This is a genomic window from Pseudomonas sp. SK3(2021) (assembly GCF_016772375.1).
GTDB lineage: Bacteria > Pseudomonadota > Gammaproteobacteria > Pseudomonadales > Pseudomonadaceae > Aquipseudomonas > Aquipseudomonas chlororaphis_I.
The window spans coordinates 653,758-679,598 of record NZ_CP061943.1 but is presented as its reverse complement, the minus strand read 5'-3'; the positions used below and the strand labels follow the sequence as shown (position 1 = coordinate 679,598).

Below are 25,841 nucleotides of genomic sequence, written 5' to 3'. Positions count from 1 at the left end.
TCCGTTTGCACAAGGGTTTGACCAGGATTTGTTGTTACAGAGGGGGCGGCAAAAGCAGGCGCCACAAACAACAACGCCCTTGAGAGTGCTCTCAAGGGCGTTGTCATCAGGCCGGTTGGGCGATTGCCGTTTGCGGTCGCAACGGCAACAACGGTGCATGAGGATCTTCATCCACCGATTGCCGCCAGGCGCTCAGCCAGTCGGCATGGCCTTCGCTCCAGACCTGCTCGTGCAGGCGGGCCAGGGCCACCGGATCGCTCAGCAGCGCCAGGCGCTCGCCGTTGTTCAGCGCCGCCGGTCCCACTTTCAGGGCATGGCGGACACGTTCGATACGCAGCCACTCGATCGGCTCGGCCTGGCCGTGCCGGGACGTCGCCAGGGCACAGGCCAGGGCGTTCTGCTGCGGATCGACCACCGCCCGGATGAAGCCGTCGTTCAGCGCATGCCAACGGTTTTCATGGGTGTACTGGTCGGTGGACAGCAGTTCCTGGGGCGGTGCGTATTCCTCGGGGATCAGGAACAGGCTTTCGTCACGGGACTTCAGGCCCAGGCCGACGCGGCTGGAAATCACCGACACCGGGATCGACAGCATCAGCGAACCGACGATCGGTACCAGCCACCAGAGGAAGCTCGGGTTCAGCCAGATCACCAGCAGCGCCCAGAAGAAGCCCAGCAGGGTCTGCGGACCATGGCGGCGCACCGCTTCGCTCCACGGCGTGGAGTCGTCGTCACGTTGTGGCGAGTTCCAGGTCGCGGCCCAGCCAAGGAACGCAGCCAGCACGAAACGGGTGTGGAAGATCATCCGTACCGGTGCCAGCAGCATGGAGAACAGCATCTCCAACAGCATCGACAGGGTCACCTTGAACTTGCCGCCGAATTCTTTCGCGCCCTTGGCCCAGATCAGGATGATGCTCAACAGCTTCGGCAGGAACAGCAGCACGATAGTGGTCGAGAACAGCGCGATCGCCTTGTCCGGATGCCATTGCGGCCACAGTGGATACAGCTGGCGCGGCTCCAGGAAGTACTGCGGCTCCATCAGGGTGTTGACCGCCAGCAGGGCCGTCGACAGCACCAGGAAGAAGAACCACAAAGGCGCCGACAGGTAGGACATCACCCCAGTGAGGAACACCGCGCGGTGCACCGGGTGCATGCCCTTGACCAGGAACAGGCGGAAGTTCATCAGGTTGCCGTGGCACCAGCGCCGGTCGCGCTTGAGCTCGTCGAGCAGGTTCGGCGGCAGTTCTTCGTAGCTGCCTGGCAGGTCGTAGGCAATCCACACGCCCCAGCCGGCGCGACGCATCAGCGCCGCTTCGACGAAGTCGTGGGACAGGATCGCACCGGCGAAGGCGCCTTTGCCGGGCAACGGCGCCAGGGCGCAGTGCTCGATGAACGGCTTCATGCGGATGATTGCGTTGTGGCCCCAGTAGTGGGATTCGCCCAGCTGCCAGAAGTGCAGGCCGGCGGTGAACAGCGGGCCGTAGACGCGGGTAGCGAACTGCTGCATGCGCGCATACAGGGTGTCCATGCCCGAGGCTTTCGGCGCGGTCTGGATAATACCGGCGTCTGGCGTGGCTTCCATCAGGCGCACCAGGCTGGTCAGGCATTCGCCGCTCATTACGCTGTCGGCGTCGAGCACCACCATGTATTTGTAGTCGCCGCCCCAACGACGGCAGAAGTCGTCGAGGTTACCGCTCTTGCGCTTCACCCGACGGCGGCGACGGCGATAGAAGATCTTGCCGAAACCCTTGGTTTCACGGCAGACGTCCAGCCAGGCCTGCTGCTCGGCCACGCAAATATCGGTGTCGTTACTGTCGCTGAGCACGAAGAAGTCAAAACGGTCCAGGTCACCGGTGGCCGCGACCGACTCGAAGGTCGCCCGCAGGCCGGCGAATACCCGCGGCACGTCTTCGTTGCAGATCGGCATCACCAGGGCGGTACGGGCATCCTTGGGGATCGGCTCGTTGCCGGCGCTTTTGCCGGAAATGCGGTATTTGTCATGCCCGGTGAGCAGCTCGAGGAAGCCCATCAGCGCGGTCCAGAAACCGGCCGAGACCCAGCAGAACAGGATGCCGAACATGATCAGGATGCTGGTCTGCAGGGCATACGGCAGAACCTGGGTAGCGGTCTGCATCAATGGCTGATGCATGACTTCTTCCAGGTCGACGAACGACCAGCCCTGGTACGGCATGATGCCTTTCATGTACCAGCCGGCCACTATGGTCTGGCCGAGCATCAGCAGCAGCAGGATGTAACGACGGATCGAGCCCACGGTGCGCCAGCGCGCCGCCGGGAGCACCCGTTCATCCTTCTTCGGTGCCGGCGGGTTGGTGCGCCCGGTCAGGCGCCGCCAGCCACGCACCAGGATATTGGTGCGCCAGGGCTCGGGAACCACCTTGGTCCGCCGGATCGGCGGCGTGGCCTTGAGGCACACACGACCGCTGGCATCGAGCGCCAGCATCTCGGCATCGATCAGTTCCTCGGCGGAACTCAGGATCAGCCGGCGGCCCACCGAGGCCTGGGCGGCATCGGCAGGCGCGTCGAACGTCGACGACGACAGGCGTTCGTGCAATTCACTGAAGGACTTGCAGCCCGCGAGTTCCGCGCGCTGCTCATCGGTCATTGGCAGGTGCGCCAGATACTCGGCAAGAGTCTCCGGCTGTACTTGAGCGTTACTCATCGGCAGGCAACTGGTAGCTCCAGGTCTCTGTCAGGACTTGCTCGGTCGGGACAGATTCCGGTGTGGCTGGGGCCGCCTCGGCAGCAGCAGGCTGCTTGGCGTCTTTGTGGTTCTTGGCGTCCTTGGCCGGCTTGGCTTCGGCTTGCTTGGCATCCGCCTCTTTCTTCTCCTGCTGCTTGGCGGCGACTTTGTCGGCCTTGGCGATGGAGGCGCTGGAGGCTGGCGACACGGCCTTGGCCGGCTCGACAGGGGTGGCGTTCTTGACCAGGGCCGCGCGCATCTCGGTGGATTTGCTCGGGTCCTTGATCTTCATCCGCAGGGTCAGGCGCCAGCCCTTGGTTTCAGGGTTGTAGCGCACGCTGTTTTCCACCAGCTCGGCGTTGTCGCCGACACTGACCTGGCTGCGCACCTCGGTGTCTTCCGGCAATGCCGCCAGGGATGGACCTTCGAAGTCCACCAGGTAGGCCACGCTGCCGTCCGGCTGGCGGATCAGGTTGGATTGCTTGACGTCGCCGGTGGAACGCAGGGTCTGCTCGACCCAGGCGCTGTCTGGCGAATGCAGGGAAGCTTCGTCCATGGTCCAGTGCAGGCGATAGGCGAAATCGAACGCCTGGCCTGGCTCAGGCTGCTTTTCCGGGCTCCAGAACGCCACGATGTTGTCGTTGGTTTCGTCCGCGGTCGGGATCTCTACCAGGTCGACAGTGCCCTTGCCCCAGTCGCCCTTCGGCTCGATCCAGGCGCTTGGACGCTTGTCGTAGCGGTCGTCGAGGTCTTCGTAGTGGCTGAAGTCGCGGCCACGCTGCAGCAGGCCGAAGCCACGCGGGTTCTCCACCGAGAAGTTGCTCACGGCCAGGTGTTTCGGGTTGTTCAGTGGACGCCAGATCCACTCGCCGTTGCCGGCATGGATCGACAGGCCGCTGGAGTCGTGCAGCTCGCGACGGTAGTTGAGGACTTTCGACGGCTGGTTGGCGCCGAACAGGAACATGCTGGTCAGCGGGGCGATGCCCAGCTTGCCGACCTTGTCACGCAGGAACATCTTGGCCTTGACGTCGACGATGGTGTCGCTGCCCGGACGCAGGGTCAGGCGATAGGCGCCAGTGGCGCGCGGCGAATCCAGCAGGGCGAAGATCACCAGGTGCTTGTCGGTCGGCTTGGGTTGCTGGATCCAGAATTCGGTAAAGCGCGGGAACTCCTCGCCGGACGGCAGCGCGGTGTCGATGGCCAGGCCACGGGCCGACAGACCATAGACATGACCCTTGCCGACGACGCGGAAGTAGCTCGCGCCGAGCATGGTCATGATTTCGTCCTGCTTGTCCGCCTTGTTGATCGGGTACAGCACACGGAAGCCCGCATAACCGAGCTGGTCGGTGGCTTTAGGATCGAACTTGAGGTCGCCGAAGTCGAAGCGGGTCGAGTCGTATTTGATCTCTTCGACGGTGTTCGTGGTGATTTCGTTGATTTTCACCGGTGTGTCGAAATGCATGCCCTGATGATAGAAGGACAGCTTGAATGGGGTTTTCTGCTTGGCCCATTCGGCCTTTTCGGGCAGGAAGCGGATTTTCTGATAGTCCGCGAACTTCATCTCACGAAATTCGTTCGGCAGGTTACTGCGCGGAGCCTCGTACTTCTGCCCAGCCAGATCCTTAGCCTTGGCCGATACATCATCCAGATTGAATGCCCAGAGTTGGCCGGCGCTAAGCAGGCAAAGCAGTGCAGAGCCCGTCACCAGTGCGTTTCGTAACCGTTTGGCAGACAATTTTGGTGCATTACAGGGACTAACAATCACGAGCAACCCTCGCCGAAAACAGATCAAAAAACCAACGGCCAGCTATCTATATGCCAGGTTGGCGAGCATTGTTCCGACTCCGATGGGGCTAAATGATTCCCCAAACGGTCCCGGACAAGTCTCTACCTAAGTCAAAAACGGACCAACGAACGCTGGTCCCCGTAGCGCGCGATTATCTAGTAGCCCGCGTTACAACGCATCAGGGGCGACCAAGTATTTATCGCGAAAAACGCCTATTTTCGGCCGGTTCCGGCCGAAAAAGATGTTTCAAGCACTTTCAGGTCTGTAACAGGAAGGTTACCGGGCCATCATTGACCAGATGGACCTGCATATCCGCCCCGAAGCGCCCTGATGCTACTTTGCCATGCAACTGTTGCGCCTTGCATAGCAGATAGTCAAAAAGTTCTTCGCCGAGGGCTGGCGGCGCCGCTGTGGAAAAGCTCGGGCGCAGGCCGTTTTTGGTGTCCGCGGCCAGGGTGAACTGCGAGACCAGCAGCAAACCGCCGTCCACATCGGCCAGGGACAGGTTCATCTTGCCCTCGGCATCACTGAATACCCGATAGTTAAGCAGCTTGTGCAGCAGTTTGTCGGCACTGGCCCGGGTGTCCCCGGGCTCCACCGCTACCAGCACCAGCAAGCCCTGGTCCACCGCACCGACGATTTCCCCCGCCACTTCGACCCGCGCGCCGCGCACGCGCTGCAACAGCCCCTTCATGCTTCTTCGGGCGGCAGGTCGAGCAGACGCCGGGCCATCTGATTAGCGGCGCGCACCAGGGCATCGGTGATGCCCGGTTCGGACGCGGCGTGACCGGCATCGCGAATCACCTGCAGTTCGCTGTTCGGCCAGGCCTGGTGCAGTTCCCAGGCATTGTCCAGTGGGCAGATCACGTCGTAGCGACCGTGCACGATCACCCCCGGCAGGTGGGCAATCTTGCCCATGTCGCGAATCAGCTGGTTCGGCTCGAGGAACGCCTGGTTGGTGAAGTAGTGGCATTCGATCCGGGCGATCGACAGCGCGCGCTGCGGTTCGGAGAAACGATCGACCACCAGCGGGTTCGGCCGCAGGGTCGCGGTGCGCCCTTCCCAGATCGACCAGGCCTTGGCCGCATGCATCTGGGCAATCTGGTCGTTGCCGACGAGACGCTTGTGGAAGGCGCTGAGCAGGTCGTCGCGCTCGTCCAGCGGGATAGGCGCCACGTAGTCCTGCCAGTAGTCGGGGAACAGACGGCTGGCGCCGGCCTGGTAGAACCATTCGATTTCCTGCGGGCGGCACAGAAAGATCCCACGCAGAATCAGGCCATGGACACGCTCAGGATGGGTTTGCGCATAGGCCAGGGCCAGGGTCGACCCCCAGGATCCGCCGAACACTACCCATTTCTCGATGCCCAGGTGCAGGCGGATCCGCTCGAGGTCGGCGACCAGGTCCCAGGTGGTGTTGTTTTCCAGGCTGGCGTGCGGGGTGGAACGCCCGCAACCGCGCTGGTCGAAGGTGATGATGCGGTACAGGTTCGGGTCGAAGTAACAGCGACTCTGGGCATCGCACCCGGCTCCCGGGCCACCGTGGATGAACACCACCGGCAAGCCTTCCGGGGAACCGCTCTCATCGACATACAGGACATGGGGTTCGTCGACAGCCAGATCGTGCCGGGCATAGGGTTTGATCTGTGGGTACAAAGTCTGCATTGCGCGCTCCGTAAGGGGTCGAGGTCATCCCTGGGGGGACTTCAATTATTCTGCCGTCCGGCATCATAAACCCGAATTACGCAATGAGCATGTCCTTGGAAAAAATGCGGTTGTTCCCCCGGAAAGCCAGGCGCACCTGTAGCCGCTGCCGAAGGCTGCGCTCGACTGCGCAGCAGGCGCAGGATCTTGAGATCGCTGAAGGCCTTCGGCCTTGTCGCAGCCTACGGCAGCGGCTACAGGGCTTCCTGCCGGCTTCAGCGCCCGTAGCGCTTCTGTCCCCACGCCAGCAGCCCTTGCAGCAGCTGCTTGAGCACCACCTGGGTCGGCGCCGCCAGATCGTCGCGGTAGCGGAATGGCTCGAACTCTTCCATGTAGGTGCTCTGCGCCAGCTCCAGTTGCACGGCATGGATATTCTCGGCCGGGTTGCCGTAGTGCCGGGTGATATGGCCACCCTTGAAACGGCCGTTGAGCACATGGCTGTAGCCGGCATGACGGGCGCAGATCGCTTCCAGCTGGCTGGCCAGTTCGGCATCGCAGCTGGCGCCGTTGAAGGTGCCCAGGTTGAAGTCCGGCAGCTTGCCTTCGAACAGATGCGGGATCAGCGAACGGATCGAGTGCGCATCGAACAGCAAGGCATACCCGAACTCGGCCTTCAGCCGCGCCAGTTCCTGCTGCAGGATGCGGTGATAAGGCGTCCAGACCTTCTCCAGGTAAGTGGCCCGCTCCTGCTTCGACGGCTCCAGCCCCTCACGGAACAGCGGCACGCCATCGAACAGCGTGGCCGGGTACAACCCGGTGGTGGCGCCAACATATAAAGGCTTGTCGTCGGACGGGCGATTGAGGTCGATGACAAAACGCGAATATTCGGCCGCCAGGGTGCTGGCGCCCAGTTCCTCGGCGAACGCATAGAGCCGCGGGATGTGCCAATCGGTATCCGGCAGGCTTTGCGCCTCGGGGATCAGCCCGGCCTCGACCGCTGGCGTCAGGCGCAAGCCGGCGTGAGGCATGCTGATCAGCAGCGGCACCCGGCCTTGTTTGAAGTTCAGAACCTTATCCACAACCCTTCTCCTATAAATCCACTTCAACGCCGTGGCGCACGACGCGTTTTTCCAGGTCGCCACCCAGCCAGTAGGCCAGGTCGGCGGGGCGATCGATCTGCCAGGCGACGAAGTCCGCCACCTTGCCGGCCTCCAGCGAGCCATGGGTCCGCTCCATGCCCAGCGCGGTGGCCGCGTGCAAGGTCACGCCGGCCAGGGCCTCTTCCGGGGTCATGCGAAAACAGGTGCAAGCCATGTTCAGCATCAGGCGCAAGGACAGCGCCGGCGAAGTGCCGGGGTTGAGGTCGCTGGCCACGGCGATCTTCACCCCGTGCTTGCGCAGCGCGTCCATCGGCGGCAGCTGGGTTTCGCGCAGGAAATAGAAGGCGCCCGGCAATAGCACGGCGACGGTGCCGGCCTTGGCCATGGCGATGGCGTCCTCCTCGGTCATGAACTCCAGGTGGTCGGCCGACAGCGCGTGATAACGCGCCGCCAGGCTGGAGCCATGCAGCGACGACAGTTGCTCGGCGTGCAGCTTCAGCGGCAGGCCGAGCTTCTGCGCGGCAACGAACACCCGCTCCACCTGCTCCGGCGAGAACGCCAGGTATTCGCAGAACGCATCCACCGCGTCCACCAGCCCCTCGGCCGCCAGGGCCGGGAGCATCTCGCTGCAGATGTGCTCGATGTAGTCATCCGCACGCTCGGCGTATTCCGGCGGCAAGGCGTGGGCCGCCAGGCAGGTGCTGCGCACGCTGACCGGCAGCTCGGCGCCCAGGCGCCGGATCACCCGCAGGATCTTGCGTTCGCTGGCCAGGTCCAGGCCGTAGCCGGACTTGATCTCGACGCTGGTCACGCCGTCGCGCAGCAGGCTTTTCAAGCGCTTGCGGGCGCTGTCGAACAGTTCGTCCTCGCTCGCCGCGCGGGTGGCCCGCACGGTGCTGGCGATACCGCCACCGGCGGCGGCGATTTCGGCGTAGCTCACCCCTTGCAGGCGTTGCTCGAATTCGCCGCTGCGGTTGCCGCCGAACACCGTGTGGGTGTGGCAGTCGATCAGGCCCGGGGTGACCCAGGCCCCCGCCAGGTCATGCCGCTCGGCATAGTCGCCGGCCGGAACCTGGTCGCGCGGGCCGATCCACTCGATGAACGCTCCTGACGTCACGATGGCGGCATCCTCGATGATCGAGTAAGCGCCTTGCGCCATGCTTGCGACGTGGCAGTGTTGCCAGAGAGTTTTCATCCGAGGCCTCCGTTAGTTATCGATGGGACAAAGAAGGGTCGCGGTGCACCTGGACCGCCTGACCGGCGGCCGGCTTGACCCACAACAGATAAGCGATCACCAGCAGCACGATCCACACCGCTCCCACCGCCAGCGCCGCCTGGGTTTGCGGGAAGTAACCCAGCACACCGAAGACGAACAGCATGAACGCGATGGCGGCTGCCGGCGCCCAGGGCCAGAACGGCACCGGGAATTTCAGTTGGGCGACCTGCTCGGCGCTCATCGAGCGGCGCATGGCCACCTGGGTGACCAGGATCATCAGCCAGACCCAGACCGTGGCAAAGGTGGCGATCGAGGCAATCAGCAGGAACACGTTTTCCGGAATCAGGTAGTTCAGCAGCACACCGCCCAGCAGCGCGGCGCCCATGACCACCACGGTCATCCACGGCACGCCGTGTTTTGACAGTTGGGCAAAGCCTTTGGGTGCCTGCCCTTGCTGGGCCAGGCCGTACATCATACGCCCGGCGCCGAAGATGTCGCTGTTGATCGCCGATACCGCCGCCGAGATCACCACGATATTGAGGATGGTCGCCGCCGAGCCGATGCCCAGGTTGTCGAAGATCTGCACGAACGGACTGCCCTGGCTACCGATCTGCGGCCATGGATAGATGGCCATCAGCACGAACAGGGTCAGCACATAGAACAGCAGGATGCGCATCGGTACCGCGTTGATCGCCTTGGGGATGACCCGCTGCGGGTCCTTGGCCTCGCCGGCGGTGATACCGATGATCTCGATGCCGCCAAAGGCGAACATCACCACCGCGAACGAGGCGATCAAGCCACCGATGCCGTTGGGCATGAAACCGCCGTGGGCCCAGAGGTTGGCCACCCCGGTGGCCTGCTCGCTGCTGGCCGAACCGATGCCGAACAGCATGATGCCGAAGCCGGCGAGGATCATCGCGACAATCGCGCCGACTTTCAGCAGCGACAGCCAGAACTCCATCTCGCCGAAGACCTTGACGTTGCACAGGTTGAGGCCGCCGATCAGGAACACGATGCCGAGTACCCAGACCCAGCGCGCCACATCCGGAAACCAGAAGCCCATATAGATGCCGAAGGCCGTGACGTCGGCCAGGCAGACGATGATCATTTCAAAGGCATAGGTCCAGCCGAGGATAAAACCCGGCAATGGCCCCAGGTAATTGCTGGCGTAGTGGCCGAACGAGCCGGACACCGGGTTATGCACGGCCATCTCGCCCAGCGCGCGCATCACCATGAACACCGCGGCGCCACCGATCAGGTAGGCCAGGAGGACCGCGGGACCGGCCATCTGGATGGCCGAGGCAGAACCATAGAACAGCCCGGTGCCGATCGCCGACCCGAGCGCCATGAAGCGAATATGTCGGGCGGACAGCCCGCGTTTCAATCCTTGAGCTTGCTGTTGCATTTCTCGTTCCTAATTATTTTTATCGGAGAAAACCGGAACCACCTGTCGCCGCTGCCGAGGCACGAGGCTGCGAAGCGGTCCGCAGGACCACCCTCGGGGGCTGCTGTGCAGCCCATCGCAGCCTCGTGCCTCGTCAGCGGCTACCGGCATGGTCGTTACAGGCTCGGCAGCAACTTGGCCGGCAGCAGCTCATTCAGGCAACGGGACGCCAGCAGCTCGCTCGCGGCGTTGATGTCCGGGGCGAAGAAGCGGTCCTTCTCGTAGAACGGCACTTTGCTGCGCAGGGTAGCGCGGGCCTTTTCCAGCTTGGTCGAGGTCTTCAGGCCCTCACGCAGGTCCAGGCCCTGGCAGGCTGCCAGCCATTCCACGGCGAGGATGCCACGGGTGTTTTCGGCCATTTCCCACAGGCGCTTGCCAGCGGCGGGCGCCATGGATACATGGTCTTCCTGGTTGGCGGAAGTCGGCAGGCTGTCCACCGAGTGCGGATGGGCCAGCGCCTTGTTTTCGCTGGCCAGGGCCGCGGCGGTCACCTGGGCGATCATGAAGCCGGAGTTGACCCCGCCATTGGCCACCAGGAACGGCGGCAGCTGGGACATGTGCTTGTCCATCATCAGCGAGATGCGGCGCTCGCTCAGGGAACCGATTTCGGCGATGGCCAGGGCCATGTTGTCGGCGGCCATGGCCACCGGCTCGGCGTGGAAGTTGCCACCGGAGATCACGTCGCCTTCGGCGGCGAACACCAGCGGGTTATCCGACACGGCGTTGGCTTCGACCACCAGCACCTCGGCGGCCTGGCGGAACTGGGTCAGGCAAGCGCCCATGACCTGCGGCTGGCAGCGCAGGGAGTACGGGTCCTGCACCTTGTCGCAGTTCTGGTGCGACTTGGAGACTTCGCTACTGTCGCCCAGCAGGTCGCGGTAGGCCGCGGCGGCGTCGATCTGGCCCTTCTGGCCACGAGCGGCATGAATCCGCGCATCGAACGGCGAACGCGAGCCCAGCACCGCCTCGACGGTCAGGCCGCCACAGGCCAGGGCACCGGCGAACAGGTCTTCGCCTTCGAACAGGCCACGCAGGGCAAAGGCGGTGGACACCTGGGTGCCGTTGAGCAGCGCCAGGCCTTCCTTGGCCGCCAGGGTCAGCGGCTTGAGGCCGGCCACGCTCAGGGCTTCGGTGGCGTTCAGCCATTGGCCTTTGTAACGGGCCTTGCCTTCGCCCAGCAGCACCAGGGACATGTGCGCCAGCGGCGCGAGGTCGCCGGAAGCGCCCACCGAGCCCTTGAGCGGGATGTGCGGATAGACCTCGGCGTTGATCAAGGCGATCAGCGCGTCGATCACCTGGCGGCGGATGCCGGAGAAACCACGGCTCAGGCTGTTGACCTTGAGCACCATGATCAGGCGTACCAAGGCGTCGCTGATCGGCTCGCCGACACCGGCGGCATGGGACAACACCAGGGAGCGCTGGAGGTTTTCCAGGTCTGCGCTGGCGATACGGGTCGAGGCCAGCAGGCCGAAACCGGTGTTGATGCCGTAGGCGGTGCGGTTCTCGGCGAGGATCTGCTCGACACAGGCGACGCTGGCGTCGATCTGCTTCGATGCACTGTCATCGAGGCTGACGGTTACCGGCTGTTGGTAGACGGCCCGCAGTTGGGCCAGGGTCAGTTGGCCGGGAATCAGGTTTAGCGCAGTCACATTTATGCTCCTTTTGAGAGTTTGTTATTAACTACCAGTCGCTCCGGAAGCTTCCGTTATCCGTCGCAGCCCGCCTTTTGTGAGCGAGTGGCGCCTTGGCACGCTGGTTTTTCGTGGAAACCGTTGTCGTGGAAAATCCTGTTCTTGCCAGGCGTGGTTCAGCGCACGCCCGGTAAAACCTCCTGCAGCAAGGCTGGAGCCTTGAGCAGCGCCGCCGCGCTGGCGATGTCCGGGGCCAGCCAACGATCCTGGTCGTAGGCCGCAACCCGCTGGCGCAGCAGCTTCCAGGCCGCATCGGTGCCGGCACCGAAACGCTGTTCCTTGAGAAACTCGAAGGCCTGGGCCGCCAGCAGGTATTCGATGGCGAGGATCCGGGTGCAGTTTTCCAGCACGCGGGAAAGCTTCAGCGCGGCGTTGGTGCCCAGGCTCAGGTGGTCTTCCTGCAGGCCGGAGGTGACGTAGTTGTCGAGCACCGCCGGTTGCGCCAGCTGGCGGTTCTCCGCGCACAGCGAGGCCGCGACGTACTGGACGATCATCATTCCGGAATTGACCCCGGGATTGCTCACCAGGAACGCCGGCAAACCGCTGACATGGGGGTTGATCAAGCGATCCAGGCGCCGCTCGGCGATCGAGCCGATCTCGGCCATGGCGATTGCCAGCAGGTCCGCCGCCAGCGCCACCGACTGGCCGTGGGGGTTGGCCTGGGACATCACCCGGTAGTTGTCCGGAGTGCCCAGCACCATCGGGTTATCGGTGACGGAGTTGAGTTCGGTCTCGACCTGCTGCGTCGCGTGCGCCAACTGATCGCGGGCGGCGCCGTGAACTTGCGGGATGGAGCGGATGCTCAGGGCATCCTGGGTGCGGATGCCTTTGCTGGTGGCAATCACTTCGCTGCCGTCGAGCAAGGCGCGCAGGTTGATGCCGACCTGCTGCATGCCCGGGTGTGGCTTGAGCGCAATGATCTCGGCATCGAACGCGGCGATCTGCCCGCGCTGGGCCTCGAAGCTCATGGCGCCGATCACATCGGCCCACTGCAGCAGGCGCGTGGCGTCGGCCAGGGCCAGGCAGCTCAAGCCAGTCATGCACGGCGTACCGTTGACCAGGCACAGACCGTCCTTGGCCCCCAGTTGCACCGGTTGCAGGCCTTCCGCCGCCAGCGCCTGCTCGGCCGATACGACCTGCCCGCGATAGCTGACCTGGCCGACACCGAGCAAGGCGATGCTGATATGGGCCATGTGGGTCAGGTAACCCACCGAGCCCTGGGACGGCACCTGCGGGGTGATACCGCGATTGAGCAGGGCCAGCAGCGCCTCGACCACCCGGCGATGCAGGCCGGACTTGCCGTGGCTGTAGTTGACGATGGCCGCGCAGATGATCGCCCGGGTCTGCTCGTCGGCCAGCGGCGCACCCACGCCACAGGCATGGCTGAGCAAGGTGTTGCGCGACAGCTGGCTCAGTTGTTCGTCCGGCAGCGAAACGTTGCACAGCGCGCCCAGGCCGGTATTGATGCCATAGGCGCGTTCGCCGCTGGCGACGATGCGCTGGACGATGGCCTGGGCATTCTCGATCCGCGCCCAGGCCTGGGCCGACAGCTCGAGCTGCGCGCCATGCCGGGCTACGGCGACCACATCCTGCCAACGCAGCGGGGCGTCGGCGATAACGATTTTTTCAGCCTGCGACATGCCAGGTGTCCTCGAATACTTTATTGAGGCCGCTTTGCGGTCTATCGCGAGCAAGCTCGCTCCTACAGAGGCAGTGAAAACCTGTAGGAGCGAGCTTGCTCGCGATAAAAACCTACAGGCCACGATCCCCCAAAACCTTTAAACCACCGCCGCGCGCCGCTGCACGAAACGGTCGACGTACTCGTCCGCCGGCGAATGCAGGATCTCTTTCGGCGTGCCGACCTGGATCAGCCGGCCATCCTTGAGGATCGCGATGCGGTTGCCGATGCGCACGGCCTCGTCGAGGTCGTGGGTAATGAAGACAATGGTCTTGTGCAGGGTCTTCTGCAGCTCCAGCAACTGGTCCTGCATTTCGGCGCGGATCAGCGGGTCGAGGGCACTGAAGGCCTCGTCCATCAGGATGATGTCGGTGTCCGCCGCCAGGGCGCGGGCCAGGCCGACGCGCTGGCGCATGCCGCCGGACAGCTGGTGCGGGTACTTGGCCTCATAGCCCTTGAGGCCCACGGTGTTGATCCAGTGCAGCGCGCGCTCGGCGCAGACTTCCTTGCTCTCGCCACGCACCTTGAGGCCGTAGGCGACGTTTTCCTGCACGGTCTTGTGCGGCAACAGGCCGAAGCTCTGGAACACCATGCTGATCTTGTGCCGGCGAAATTCGCGCAGGGCTTCCATGTCGTATTGCAGGATGTCCACGCCGTCCACCAGGATCGCGCCGCTGGTCGGGTCGATCAGGCGGTTGAAGTGGCGCACCAAGGTCGACTTGCCGGAGCCGGACAGGCCCATGATCACGAAGATCTCGCCGGTGCCGATGCTCAGCGACAGGTCGTTGACCCCGACCACGCAGCCGGTCTCGGCCAGCACCTGGTCCTTGGTCTTGTTCTGGCGAATCATGTTCAGCGCATCAGCCGAACGGTTGCCGAAAATCTTGAAGACGTTCTTGACTTCGATCTTGCTCACGGTTGCGTTGTTCATTTGCTCACCTCATGGCGTGGACGACCATAGGCTTGGGTAATACGGTCGATGACCACGGCCAGAATCACGATCGCCAGGCCGGCTTCCAGGCCACGGCCGACGTTGAGGGTCTGGATGCCCACCAGCACGTCTTCGCCCAGGCCACGGGCACCGATCATCGAAGCGATCACCACCATCGACAGGGCCATCATGGTGGTCTGGTTGATCCCGGCCATGATGCTCGGCAGGGCCAGCGGCAGTTGCACGCCGAACAGTTGCTGCCAGCGGTTGGCGCCGAAGGCGTTGATCGCTTCCATGACTTCGCCGTCGACCTGGCGAATCCCCAGGTCGGTCAGGCGGATCAGCGGCGGTGCGGCATAGATCACGGTGGCGAAGATCGCCGGTACCTTGCCCAGGCCGAACAGCATCAGCACCGGGATCAGGTACACGAAGCTCGGCATGGTCTGCATGATGTCCAGGAGCGGCATCAGCACCGAACGCAGGCGATTGCTGCGCGCCGAGAGGATGCCCAGGGGAATGCCGATCAGCACCGAAATGAAGGTCGCCACCAGCATCAGCGCCAGGGTCTGCATCAGCTTGTCCCACAGGCCGACCGCGCCCACCAGGAACAGCAGGCCGACGATCACCGCGGTGGTCACCAGCTTGCGGGTCGAATGCCAGGCGATGCCGCCGACGATCGCCAGCATCAGCCACCAGGGCGCCAGGCGCAGCAGGCCTTCGAGGTTGACGATGGCCCACAGCAGGGTGTCGGAGATGTGGCGGAACACATCGCCGTAGTTGGTCACCAGCGAATCGACCCAACCGTTGACCCAGTCGGCGATGGAAAAGGTGAAGCTTTCAGGAAACATAGAGAGGCTCTCGATCAAGTGGGTTGCGGCAAGGCTCCCGGCTGCGCTTCAGGCAGCCGGAAAGGCTCTACCTACAAGGCCGCGTCGATTTTCTTGGCGGCGTCGTCGCTCACCCATGCGTGCCAGACTTCAGGATGTTCCTTGAGGAAAATTTTCGCCAGTTTCGGCGACTCGATACGTTCCTTCGCCATGCGGCCCAGGTTCTGGTTCAGCAGGTCGATCGGCAGGTTGACCTTTTCCAGCACGGCCACCAGCTCAGGCGCTTGTTCGTGGAAGGTCTTGGACAGGCCGACCTTGATGGTCACGCTCTTGTCCACGCCCGGCTTCTCTTCCAGTTTCACCAGGTCGACCTGGCCCATCAGCGGGGTTGGCGACCAGTAGTAGAACAGGATCGGTTCGCCACGCTTGTAGCTCGACAGCACCGCGGCATCCAGCGCCGGGCCGGTGCCTGGGCGGAAGTTGGTGTAGCTGCTTTCCAGGCCGTAGCTTTTCAGCATCTCGCTGTTGTCCAGCTCGCAGGTCCAGCCGGCCGGGCAGTTGTAGAAACGGCCCTTGCTCGGTTCTTCCGGGTCCTTGAACACGGCGGAGTACTTGGCCAGGTCGGCGATGTTCTTCAGGTCCGGGGCCTTGGCTTCCAGCTTGCGCTTGGCGTCGCCTTCGATCACGTAGCGCGGCACGTACCAGCCTTCGATTGCGCCCACGACCGGGGCGCCGACGCCGACCACCTTGCCGGCCTTCTCGGCCTTGTTCCAGACCTCGCTGCGACCGACCCACTCCTCGGCGAAAACCTGGATGTCATTGCTGCTCAGGGCGTTCTCCATGGTGATGGAGTTGCCTGGCAGGCTATCGGTCTTGCAGCCGTAGCCTTTTTCCAGGACCACTTGCAGCACGTCGGTCAGCAACATGCCGCTTTCCCAGTTCAGGCCGGCGAATTTCACCGGTTTGCCCGACTCGCACCAGCCGGCCGCCTGGGTAGCGCCGGCGCTGGCCAGCAGGCCCATGGAAAACAAAGTGGTCAGCAGGGTCTTATTCATTTTCATTGTGTGACGCTCCCAATCGTTGAAATGGATTACGGCAGTTAAGAGGCATCCAGCCCGTCCACGTCCAATCAGGTCTAGACCGCAGTAGCGCGGCCTGCCCCACTCAGCTTTTGTTCTGTGATCGAGTCCTGCTCTACCGGCAGGATCAGGCGATCGGGTACAACCCCATGCCATTTTTTCGCACAGACGTAATACAGCGCCGCGGGAACCACCAGGCCAACGATCCAGGAGATATCCACGCCCCCCAGGGCTTCCACCAGCGGACCGGTGTAGAACTTGGTGGCGATGAACGGCAGCTGTACCAGCACACCGATCACATAGACGCCGATACCGAGGATGTTCCAGCGGCCGTAGCGACCGTCCGGATCGGCCAGCGCCGGCACGTCATAGTTCTCACGGGTGATGCAGTAGTAGTCCACCAGGTTGACCGCGCTCCACGGGGTGAAGAAGGCCAGCAGGAAGAGGATGAAAGACTTGAACGCCCCGAGGAACGAATGCTGGCCGAGCAAGGCGATCAGGGTCGCGGTACCGACGATGACCAGCACGAACACCAGGCGCTGCAAGCGCGTCACCTCCAAGTGGCCACGGAAGCCACTGATGATGGTGGCGATGCACATGAAGCTGCCATAGGAGTTCAGCGTCGAGATGGTGACCTTGCCGAAGGCGATGCTGAAGTACAGCAGCGCGGCGGTGGCACCGCTGCCGCCCAGGCCGACGATGTAGGCCACTTCATGGCCGGCGAACTGCCCGTTGGCCATGGCCGCGGCGAACACGCCGAGGATCATCGCCACCTGCGCGCCGATCACCGAACCTGCGCCAGCGGCGAGGAAGGTTTTCACCGAGGAGGTCTTGCTCGGCAGGTAGCGCGAATAGTCCGCCACATAGGGGCCGAAAGCGATCTGCCAGGACGCGGCGAGCGACACCGCGAGCAGGAAGCTGCTCCAGCTGAAGTGGCGGATTTCCAGGAGTGCGCCGATGTCGGTCTGGCTCATCAGGCGACTGAACAGGTAGACGAAGGCGATCACGCCAATGACGCTGGCGGCGCGACCGATGAAATGGATCACCCGGTAGCCAAGCACCGTGACCAGCACGATGACGCTGGCGAAGATCAGGATCCCGACGCTGTCACTGACGCCGAACAGCTGGCCCAGCGCCTGTCCGGAAAGCACAGTGCCGGTGGCGGTGAAACCCAGGTACATCAAGCACACCAGCACGATCGGGATGGCCGCGCCATAGACGCCGAACTGCACCCGGCTGGAGATCATCTGCGGCAGGCCGAGCTTGGGCCCCTGCGCCGCATGCAACGCCATCACACCGCCGCCCAGCAGTTGACCGATGAGCAGGCCGATCAGCGACCAGAACACATCGCCACCCAGCACCACCGCCAGAGCGCCAGTGACGATGGCCGTGATCTGCAGGTTGGCTCCCAACCACAGGGTGAACTGGCTGTAGAGCTTGCCGTGGCGTTCGCCCTCGGGGATGTAGTTGATCGAGCGCCGTTCGATCAGGGGTTTACTGCTTGCGCGCTCATCATTGACAGCCATGGTGCGACCTCTGTGGATTGTTCTGTTCTGAAACCCCGATCTCCGCCCCGGTAGGAGCGAGCTTGCTCGCGATAGGATCTTCCAGCCCCAGGATTGGTATTGGATGTACCTTTTTCGCGAGCAAGCTCGCTCCTACAGAAGCGTTGCTGCGTCTTACTTGCCAGTGATCATCGGCAGGTTCAGGCCCTGTTCCTTGGCGCAGTCGATGGCGATCTGGTAACCGGCATCGGCGTGACGCATGACACCGGTACCCGGGTCGTTATGCAGCACGCGGGCGATACGCTCGGCCGCTTCGTCGGTACCGTCGCAGACGATCACCATCCCGGAGTGCTGGGAGAAGCCCATGCCGACGCCACCGCCGTGGTGCAGAGAAACCCAGGTCGCGCCGCTGGCGGTGTTGAGCAGGGCATTGAGCAACGGCCAGTCGGACACGGCGTCGGAACCGTCCTGCATCGATTCGGTTTCGCGGTTCGGGCTGGATACCGAGCCGGAGTCCAGGTGGTCGCGTCCGATGACAATCGGCGCCGACAGCTCGCCGCTGCGCACCATTTCGTTGAACGCCAGGCCAAGCTTGGCGCGCAGGCCCAGGCCGACCCAGCAGATACGCGCCGGCAAGCCCTGGAAGCTGATGCGCTCGCGCGCCATGTCTAGCCAGTTGTGCAGGTGAGCGTCGTCCGGGATCAGTTCCTTGACCTTGGCGTCGGTCTTGTAGATGTCCTGCGGATCGCCCGACAGCGCGGCCCAGCGGAACGGACCGATGCCGCGGCAGAACAGCGGACGGATATAGGCCGGTACGAAGCCTGGGAAGTCGAAGGCATTCTCGACGCCTTCTTCCTGGGCCATCTGACGGATGTTGTTGCCGTAGTCGAATGTCGGGATGCCCTGCTTCTGGAAGTCCAGCATGGCCTTGACGTGCACGGCCATCGATTGCTTGGCCGCCTTGACCACCGCCGCAGGCTCGGTCTTGGCGCGCTCGCGGTACTGCTCCCAGGTCCAGCCGGCCGGCAGGTAGCCGTTGAGCGGGTCGTGGGCGCTGGTCTGGTCGGTGACCATGTCCGGGCGCACGCCGCGACGAACCATTTCCGGAAGGATTTCAGCGGCGTTGCCGCACAGGGCAATGGAGATCGCCTTGCCTTCGGCGGTGTACTTGGCGATACGCGCCAGGGCGTCGTCGAGGTCCTTGGCCTGCTCGTCGACATAGCGAGTCTTGAGGCGGAAATCGATGCTGCTCTGCTGGCATTCGATGTTCAGCGAGCAGGCACCGGCCAGGGTCGCGGCCAGAGGCTGGGCGCCGCCCATGCCGCCGAGGCCGGCGGTCAGGACCCAGCGGCCCTTGAGGTCATCGTTGTAGTGCTGGCGACCGGCTTCGACGAAGGTTTCGTAGGTGCCCTGGACGATGCCCTGGCTGCCGATGTAGATCCAGCTGCCGGCGGTCATCTGGCCGTACATGGCCAGGCCCTTGGCATCCAGTTCGTTGAAGTGTTCCCAGGTGGCCCAGTGCGGTACCAGGTTGGAGTTGGCGATCAGCACGCGCGGTGCGTTGCTGTGGGTCTTGAACACGCCGACCGGCTTGCCGGATTGCACCAGCAGGGTCTCGTCGTCATTCAGGTTGGTCAGGCTCTCGACGATCTTGTCGTAGCACTCCCAGTTGCGCGCGGCGCGGCCGATGCCACCGTAGACCACCAGTTCTTTCGGGTTCTCGGCAACTTCCGGGTCGAGGTTGTTCATCAGCATGCGCAGCGGCGCTTCTGTCAGCCAGCTCTTGGCGGTCAGCTTGTTGCCGCGGGCAGCGCGAATTTCGACGTTCCGGTATTTCGTAGGTTTATTCTCAGTCACGAAAAAACTCCTCAGCGATCAATCCAAACCAACCCAGGCAGTGGGCGAGCGTGCCTGCGCGCAGGGCGCTGCGCAGCAAGCGAATCAGGGGACGCCGCGAAGAGTCTTCAGTGACTCATACGCATACGTCTTTACTTGTACATACAAGCATATGCAATCGATCGGCCAACTCGTTAAATGGGCCTTCAAGAAAATCGTGGAAATGGCGCAAAGGCCTTTGGATCAAGGGTTTCAGTGACGATTATTTTTTTGCGGGGGATGCGGCAAGAAGAGTGAAAGCCGTTACTTCGCCAGGACTTTGCGCCACGCTGGGGCGTTCGGTAACAAATTGGTGCGCGAAAGAAACAAGATCAGGGAGGGAGAGAAACAGAGAGCTTTGTAGCCGCTGCCCAAGGCTGCGATCGGCGCCGAAGGAGACGCGCCCTTGCAGGCCTCGGAAGGCTCTTCGAGCCTTATCGCAGCCTGCGGCAGCGGCTACAGGTCAGATGGCCGTCAGTTCGATCACGCAGCAAGCGCCGCTGACGCTGACTTCCCGCAGGCCGGGGTTATCGAGCAGTTGCAGGCAGTCATGGCGTTCCAGCAAAGCGGCGACACCACCCCCCAGGTCGGCGCGCATTTCGTCGGCCACGCTGAATACCAGCACCGTGCTGGCCTGGGTGAAGAAACGCTGCCCACCCTGCAGCCATTGCAAGCGCGCGCTGTAGCGATCCGGCGCATAGATCAGGTTGAAGTCGCGAATCGGCCCGTCGATCAGGCCGCAGGTGACCTGGCTGGCGCCACTGAAGGCAAAGGGGTCCAGCGGTAACAGCGCCCGGCTGTCCTGGCCGTCCACCGTCAGGGTCATGCCCGCCCCTTGCAGCACGGTGATGATGCGCTGGTAGCCGGCGAAGCTGGAAAAGCCGCCGGACTCACCGATATCGGCGATCGACAGCCGCCAGCCGAAACCTTCCAGGCCGGTGCCGGCGTCCCGGGTGATCTCTTCGGTGCTGCCGCCGCCGTTTTTCCACGGCATGCGCGGGTAGTTGGCCGCGCGCAAAACGTTCAACTGAGTCATTGATGCCCCTTACTTATGAAACCGCCCTTCCAGGCTGTGACGAGAACCCGGGTGGATCAGGCGCGCGGCGGTCACCGGCTGGCGGCCGGACCAGGTCCGGCGGCGAATCAGCAGGCACGGCTCGCCGCGCTCGATCTGCAGCAACTTGCATTCTTCCGGCTCGGCCAGAATCGCCTCGACCACATGCTCGCCCTCGGTCAGCGGCGCGACCTGGCTCAGGTAGGCGTAGGGTGTCTGCAGGGTGAAATCCTGCTTGAGGTAGTCCGGCGCCACCAGCGCGTTGACGAAGCGGTCCTCGATCTGCACCGGGATATCGTTCTCGAAATGCACGATCAGCGAGTGGAAGACCCTCTGCCCTTCGCGCATTTCCAGGGCCACGGCGCGCTCGGAACCCGCCGCCTCCTCACCCAGGGTGATGACCTTGCAGGTGTGGCGATGACCGCGCGCGGCGATCTCGTCGGCGATGTTGTGCACCTCGAACAAGGCCGACTGGCTCTTGGGTTCGGCGACGAAAGTCCCCACGCCCTGCATGCGCACCAGCATACCTTCGGCGGTCATCTCGCGCAGCGCGCGGTTGATGGTCATGCGGCTGAAACCCAGTTGGCTGACCAGCTCGCTTTCCGAGGGCACGCGGTAGTGCGGGGGCCAGTTTCCGCTCTCGATCTGCTGAGTGATCATCTGTTTGACGCGGGCGTACAGGGGCGCCGGACTATCGCCCAGATGGGCGGCCAGCGGGGAGTTGGCGGGCGGAGTCGGCACAGTAAATCCTTGTTGGCTGAAGAAAGAGGCTAGCTTGCCGGAGTTTACCGAGCAGGCAAACGTCTGTATATGTATATACAAATAACACACGACGGGGTGCTTGAACCATGTCCGCCTTCTTTGCCGAACGCGCACTGCTGCCTAACGGATGGGCCAACAATGTACGTCTCGAGGTCAGCGCCGACGGCCTGCTGACCCACATCCAGGCCGATGCCAGCGCAGAAGGCGCCGAGCGGCTACAGGGCCCGCTGCTGCCGGGCATGCCCAACCTGCATTCCCACGCCTTCCAGCGGGCGATGGCCGGGCTGGCGGAAGTGGCCGGCAACCCCAACGACAGCTTCTGGACCTGGCGCGACCTGATGTATCGCCTGGTGGGCAAGATCAGCCCGGACCAGTTGGGCATCATCGCCCGTCAGCTGTACATCGAAATGCTCAAGGCCGGTTACACCTCGGTCGCCGAATTCCATTACGTGCATCACGACACCAGCGGCCAGCCCTACACCGACCCGGCCGAACTGTCGCTGCGTATCAGCCAGGCCGCCAGCGCCGCCGGTATAGGCCTGACCCTGCTGCCAGTGCTGTACAGCCACTCCGGTTTCGGCGGCCAGACGCCCAACGAAGGCCAGCGCCGTTTCATCAACAGCACGGAAAACTACCTCAAGCTGCAAAGCCGCCTGCAACCGCTGCTGGCCCGACAACCGGCCCAGCAGCTGGGGCTGTGCTTTCACTCGTTGCGCGCGGTCACCCCGCAGCAGATCAGCGAGGTGCTGGCCGCCAGCGACAAACAGTGCCCGGTGCACATCCATATCGCCGAGCAACAGAAGGAAGTCGACGACTGCCTGACCTGGAGCGGACGTCGGCCACTGCAATGGCTGTATGAAAACACCGAGGTCGATCAGCGCTGGTGCCTGGTCCACGCCACCCACGCCAATACCGACGAAGTCCGCCTCATGGCGCAGAGCCAGGCCATCGCCGGCCTGTGCCTGACGACCGAAGCCAACCTCGGCGACGGGATTTTCCCGGCAGTGGATTTCCTTGCCCAGGGCGGGCGCATGGGCATCGGCTCCGACAGCCATGTGTCGCTGAGCGTGGTGGAAGAATTGCGCTGGGCGGAATATGGCCAGCGTCTGCGCGATCAACGTCGCAACCGCCTGTATCGCAACGACCAGCCGATGGTTGGCCGGACCCTGTACGACGCCGCGCTGGACGGCGGCGCCCAGGCCCTGGGGCAGCCGATCGGCGCCCTGGAAGTGGGCAAGCGCGCCGACTGGCTGGTGCTCGACGGCAGCGATCCTTACCTGGCCACCGCCGAGGGCGACGGCATTCTCAACCGCTGGCTGTTCGCCGGCGGCGATCGTCAGGTGCGCGATGTGCTGGTCAACGGCCGGTGGGTGGTGCGCGACGGGCGTCACGCAGGCGAGGAAGAAAGCAATCGGGCCTTTACCCGGGTGCTGCGCGACCTGCTCGGCTGAAGCCCGTTACCGCGGGAGCCAGCAAGCTGGCTCCTGCATGGATTCACTTCGAGGTCTTGGCCATCGCCGAGTCCGACACGCGCCAGATCAGGCGGGTGGTGTCATATCCTTGCTGACGCGCCCTGCTCAGCAGGTCCTCGCGAACCGCTTCGCTGACATTCGGCCGGCGCGACAACAGCCACAGGTATCGACGATCCGGGTTGCCGACAATGGCGGTCTTGTAGTCGTCACTCACGTACAGCACCCAGTAGTCGCCCTTGGCCAGACCCGGTATCAGCCGGGAAAACCAGGTATCGAACTCGACCCACAACTTGTCGGTTTTATCCGGTGCCTGCGGCGTTGCCGTGCCCCGCACCTCTTCCCATTGCCAGTTGGCGGTCAGGCAGCGGTTGAGCACCGCCATATTGCCTTCGGGCAACAGGGTGTAACGGGCTTCGGATTGCGCGCAATTGCGCTGGAAATACATCGGCAAGCGCGCCAACTCGTACCAGGTCCCTTGGTAACGCTTGAGGTCGACGTGATTAACGGTCTTGGGCGCCAGCGAATCGTCCCGGGAAGTGGCGCAGCCGGCCAACAACAGACCGGCCAGAAGAGTGACTAGCAAACGCATCATTATTTTTCTCCCGTGGGCACGTGGCCCCGGTTTTTTTACTTCAGGCCTTGCCCGGAAAACATCAGCACTTTGTCACCGGCGTACTGCACGCTGATAAAGCTGTTCTTGTCGCCCCAGGTGCAGCTGGACATGCCCAGCGCGCCGGAACAATCGGTCGGTTTGCCCAGCAGTTTTTCAACTTCGGCCTTGGGCATGCCGGCCGACAGCTTGGAATAGTTTTCCTGATTGACCTTGCCGCATGCAGCCAACAGCACACAGAACGACAACAGAGCGAGAGAACGCAGGGACATGGTGAAACTCCTGGGCGGACGGGGGGATGGCATGCTGCCAACCAGAAGCTTAGAAGAGAAAAGCCCCATCTGGTTCCCCAGCCAGACGGCTATTTATTGTGACGCAGCGCCCAGCATTTCCTCCCGAATCAACCACTTTGCGACGGCCAAAGACATTTCGTCGGACAGGCTTCAATGCGCCTCATCTTGACTGATGGCCAGTCGACATAAAAGCAGCGTAAAGCCGCCATCATGGCAAATTGACGCCCCCTCGCTGACCTCTCTCTCGCGGTAGTTCACTTAATGACCAGAACAGACCACCGTGATGGAGTCGATCAACGTCGACATCACCGAGATCAACACCCTCAACCAGGCAGGCGTGGAAAACCTGCAGGCAACCAACCCTGCGCACCTGCGCCGACCAGGAGCAGCAAGCGGCGCGGTTGACGCATCTGGTGGGCAGTTTCCGCATCTGAAAAGCATCACGGGCAATCGAGCGTCGACCGGCCGCTCCTACAGAAGAACCTAGGCGTCTGTAGGAGCGAGCGGGCGGCGATCCGACTTGCCCGCGATAGCTGTTGATGCCGCTCAGCAGATTCAGAAGCTGGAACCCGGCTCGCGCAGGAATGCCAGTTCCTCCGGCGTCGATTCACGCCCGAGAATCCGGTTTCGATGGGGGAAGCGCCCGAAGCGGGCAATGATTTTCTGATGCCGTTCGGCGTAGTCCAGCTGGTCGGCGAACACCGGTCGAGCTTCCGGCGGCTGTTCGTCGTGCAAGGCGGCGAACCTGGAGATCGCTTCGTTCTGCACCGCCAGGTTCTCGCAATGCTCGAACACCAGGTAGATGAAGCTGCGCTGCATCGCGGGCAGTTGCCGGTCGAAATCCGCGGCGATGCCCTGGGCCACCAGTGCCTGGGCACGCAGGTCGCCGGCAAAGCTCTTGGGAGTTTCGCGATACAGCATGCGTGGCAGTTGGTCGAGCAGCAGCACCAGGGCCAGCCAGCCTTGCGGGCGTTGCGCCCACTCGGTCAATCCGCCGGCCAAGGCCTGTTCCACCAGATCCCCGAAACGCTCGCGCGCCTCGAGGTCCTGGCTGTCGCGCTTGCCAAACCACAGCTTGCCCTTTTCAGCGACGATGTCCGCAGGTTTCTCGGCAGAGCCGAACCACCAGTCGAGCAGGGGCTGCCAGGGCGCGGCCATGATTTATTCCTTGTGGTAGGCGGTGACGCGGGCGACTTCTTCCTTCGAGCCAAGGAACACCGCTACGCGCTGGTGCAGGCCTTCAGGCTGGATATCGAGAATGCGCTGGTGGCCGTCGGTGGCTGCACCGCCCGCCTGCTCAACCAGGAACGACATCGGGTTGGCTTCGTACATCAGGCGCAGCTTGCCCGGCTTGGATGGCTCGCGGCTGTCGCGTGGGTACATGAACACGCCACCACGGGTCAGGATGCGGTGCACGTCGGCGACCATCGCGGCGACCCAGCGCATGTTGAAGTTCTTCTTCACCGGACCTTCCTCGCCGGCCATCAACTCGCTCACGTAGCGCGCGACCGGCGCTTCCCAGTGACGCTGGTTGGACATGTTGATGGCGAATTCCTGGGTGCTCTCAGGAATGGTCAGGTCTTCGTGGGTCAGTACGAAGCTGCCCATTTCACGGTCCAGGGTAAAGCCCTTGACGCCATCGCCCAGGGTCAGCACCAGCATGGTCTGCGGGCCGTAGATGGCATAGCCGGCGGCTACCTGCTGGGTGCCTGGTTGCAGGAAGGCCTTTTCGTTCAGGGCTTCGTTCTGGCTCAGGTATTCGTTCGGGCAACGCAGTACGGAGAAGATGGTACCGACCGGCGCGTTGATATCGATGTTCGACGAACCGTCCAGCGGGTCGAACACCAGCAGGTAGGCGCCTTTCGGGTATTTGCCCGGGATCTGGTAGGCGTTGTCCATTTCCTCGGACGCCATGCCGGCCAGGTGGCCGCCCCATTCGTTGGCTTCGAGCAGGATCTCGTTGGAGAGCACGTCGAGCTTCTTCTGCACTTCGCCTTGGACGTTTTCAGTGCCCATGCTGCCCAGGACACCGCCCAGGGCGCCTTTGGACACGGCGTGGCTGATCTCCTTGCAGGCACGCGCCACCACTTCGATCAGGAAGCGCAGATCGGCAGGAGTGTTGTTGCTGCGGGTCTGCTCAATCAAATAGCGACTCAGGGTAACGCGGGACATGGAAGGC

Annotated in this window: 21 protein-coding genes and 1 pseudogene; 2 read left to right on the top strand and 20 right to left on the bottom strand. The window is 63.2% G+C overall.

The genetic code is table 11. The features are described from left to right. Positions 1-106: 106 nt before the first annotated feature. The 16 genes from mdoH to hutC all read right to left on the bottom strand — a co-directional run bounded on the left by mdoH (position 107) and on the right by hutC (position 21,185). On the bottom strand, positions 107-2,677 hold the full coding sequence (gene mdoH, locus IF690_RS03055; protein ID WP_202698789.1) for a glucans biosynthesis glucosyltransferase MdoH: 2,571 nt from the start codon (positions 2,675-2,677) through the stop codon (positions 107-109). Beyond that, positions 2,670-4,463, bottom strand: a complete 1,794-nt coding sequence (locus IF690_RS03050) for a glucan biosynthesis protein G (RefSeq protein WP_202698788.1) — start codon at positions 4,461-4,463, stop codon at positions 2,670-2,672. Before IF690_RS03050 ends, mdoH begins: the two co-directional genes overlap by 8 nt. A 277-nt stretch (positions 4,464-4,740) precedes the next feature. After that, entirely contained in the window at positions 4,741-5,178 is a 438-nt protein-coding gene (dtd, locus tag IF690_RS03045; protein WP_202698787.1) for a D-aminoacyl-tRNA deacylase, read from the bottom strand. After that, positions 5,175-6,146 carry a prolyl aminopeptidase gene (pip, locus tag IF690_RS03040; protein ID WP_202698786.1) on the bottom strand — a complete coding sequence of 324 codons (972 nt, stop codon included), beginning with the start codon at positions 6,144-6,146 and terminating at the stop codon, positions 5,175-5,177. Before pip ends, dtd begins: the two co-directional genes overlap by 4 nt. Positions 6,147-6,400: 254 nt before the next feature. Next, complete coding sequence (gene hutG / locus IF690_RS03035) at positions 6,401-7,204, bottom strand: N-formylglutamate deformylase (RefSeq protein WP_202698785.1); 804 nt, start codon at positions 7,202-7,204, stop codon at positions 6,401-6,403. 10 nt (positions 7,205-7,214) lie between these two features. Then, on the bottom strand, positions 7,215-8,420 hold the full coding sequence (gene hutI, locus IF690_RS03030; protein WP_202698784.1) for an imidazolonepropionase: 1,206 nt from the start codon (positions 8,418-8,420) through the stop codon (positions 7,215-7,217). Between the two features lie 16 nt (positions 8,421-8,436). Beyond that, positions 8,437-9,846, bottom strand: a complete 1,410-nt coding sequence (locus IF690_RS03025) for an L-histidine transporter HutT (protein ID WP_202698783.1) — start codon at positions 9,844-9,846, stop codon at positions 8,437-8,439. A 155-nt stretch (positions 9,847-10,001) separates the two neighbouring features. Continuing rightward, complete coding sequence (hutH, locus tag IF690_RS03020) at positions 10,002-11,534, bottom strand: histidine ammonia-lyase (protein WP_202698782.1); 1,533 nt, start codon at positions 11,532-11,534, stop codon at positions 10,002-10,004. 158 nt (positions 11,535-11,692) lie between these two features. After that, entirely contained in the window at positions 11,693-13,216 is a 1,524-nt protein-coding gene (gene hutH / locus IF690_RS03015; protein ID WP_202698781.1) for a histidine ammonia-lyase, read from the bottom strand. Positions 13,217-13,354: 138 nt separating this feature from the next. Then, positions 13,355-14,185: a quaternary amine ABC transporter ATP-binding protein gene (locus IF690_RS03010; RefSeq protein ID WP_009046565.1), complete on the bottom strand. Its 831-nt coding sequence runs from the start codon at positions 14,183-14,185 to the stop codon at positions 13,355-13,357. Continuing rightward, the gene (locus IF690_RS03005; protein ID WP_009046564.1) at positions 14,182-15,033 is read right to left on the bottom strand and encodes an ABC transporter permease; all 852 of its coding nucleotides are present in this window, start codon (positions 15,031-15,033) and stop codon (positions 14,182-14,184) included. The genes IF690_RS03010 and IF690_RS03005 overlap by 4 nt, the downstream gene beginning before the upstream one ends. A gap of 71 nt (positions 15,034-15,104) precedes the next feature. Next, on the bottom strand, positions 15,105-16,073 hold the full coding sequence (locus IF690_RS03000; RefSeq protein ID WP_202698780.1) for an ABC transporter substrate-binding protein: 969 nt from the start codon (positions 16,071-16,073) through the stop codon (positions 15,105-15,107). Between the two features lie 74 nt (positions 16,074-16,147). Further along, the gene (locus IF690_RS02995; RefSeq protein ID WP_202698779.1) at positions 16,148-17,617 is read right to left on the bottom strand and encodes a purine-cytosine permease family protein; all 1,470 of its coding nucleotides are present in this window, start codon (positions 17,615-17,617) and stop codon (positions 16,148-16,150) included. Between the two features lie 153 nt (positions 17,618-17,770). Then, positions 17,771-19,453 carry a urocanate hydratase gene (gene hutU / locus IF690_RS02990; protein WP_038582787.1) on the bottom strand — a complete coding sequence of 561 codons (1,683 nt, stop codon included), beginning with the start codon at positions 19,451-19,453 and terminating at the stop codon, positions 17,771-17,773. 481 nt (positions 19,454-19,934) lie between these two features. Next, positions 19,935-20,507, bottom strand: a complete 573-nt coding sequence (locus IF690_RS02985) for a HutD/Ves family protein (RefSeq protein WP_202698778.1) — start codon at positions 20,505-20,507, stop codon at positions 19,935-19,937. Positions 20,508-20,516: 9 nt separating this feature from the next. After that, complete coding sequence (hutC, locus tag IF690_RS02980; protein ID WP_252189563.1) at positions 20,517-21,185, bottom strand: histidine utilization transcriptional repressor HutC; 669 nt, start codon at positions 21,183-21,185, stop codon at positions 20,517-20,519. Between the two features lie 188 nt (positions 21,186-21,373). Here hutC and IF690_RS02975 point away from each other — a divergent pair, with 188 nt between their 5' ends. After that, positions 21,374-22,738, top strand: a complete 1,365-nt coding sequence (locus tag IF690_RS02975) for a formimidoylglutamate deiminase (RefSeq protein ID WP_202698776.1) — start codon at positions 21,374-21,376, stop codon at positions 22,736-22,738. 43 nt (positions 22,739-22,781) lie between these two features. Here IF690_RS02975 and IF690_RS02970 read toward each other — a convergent pair whose 3' ends face one another. Both IF690_RS02970 and IF690_RS02965 read right to left on the bottom strand, forming a co-directional pair. Next, positions 22,782-23,351, bottom strand: a complete 570-nt coding sequence (locus tag IF690_RS02970) for a lipocalin family protein (RefSeq protein ID WP_092301905.1) — start codon at positions 23,349-23,351, stop codon at positions 22,782-22,784. Positions 23,352-23,386: 35 nt separating this feature from the next. Continuing rightward, complete coding sequence (locus IF690_RS02965; RefSeq protein WP_045886280.1) at positions 23,387-23,641, bottom strand: lipoprotein; 255 nt, start codon at positions 23,639-23,641, stop codon at positions 23,387-23,389. A gap of 289 nt (positions 23,642-23,930) precedes the next feature. Here IF690_RS02965 and IF690_RS02960 point away from each other — a divergent pair. Next, positions 23,931-24,096 (top strand): annotated as a pseudogene (locus IF690_RS02960) (hypothetical protein); the annotation flags it as partial. Positions 24,097-24,217: 121 nt separating this feature from the next. Here IF690_RS02960 and IF690_RS02955 read toward each other — a convergent pair. Beyond that, positions 24,218-24,820, bottom strand: a complete 603-nt coding sequence (locus IF690_RS02955) for a DUF924 family protein (RefSeq protein WP_202698775.1) — start codon at positions 24,818-24,820, stop codon at positions 24,218-24,220. Between the two features lie 3 nt (positions 24,821-24,823). Further along, entirely contained in the window at positions 24,824-25,834 is a 1,011-nt protein-coding gene (locus IF690_RS02950; protein WP_202698774.1) for a class 1 fructose-bisphosphatase, read from the bottom strand. Between the last annotated feature and the right edge of the window lie 7 nt (positions 25,835-25,841).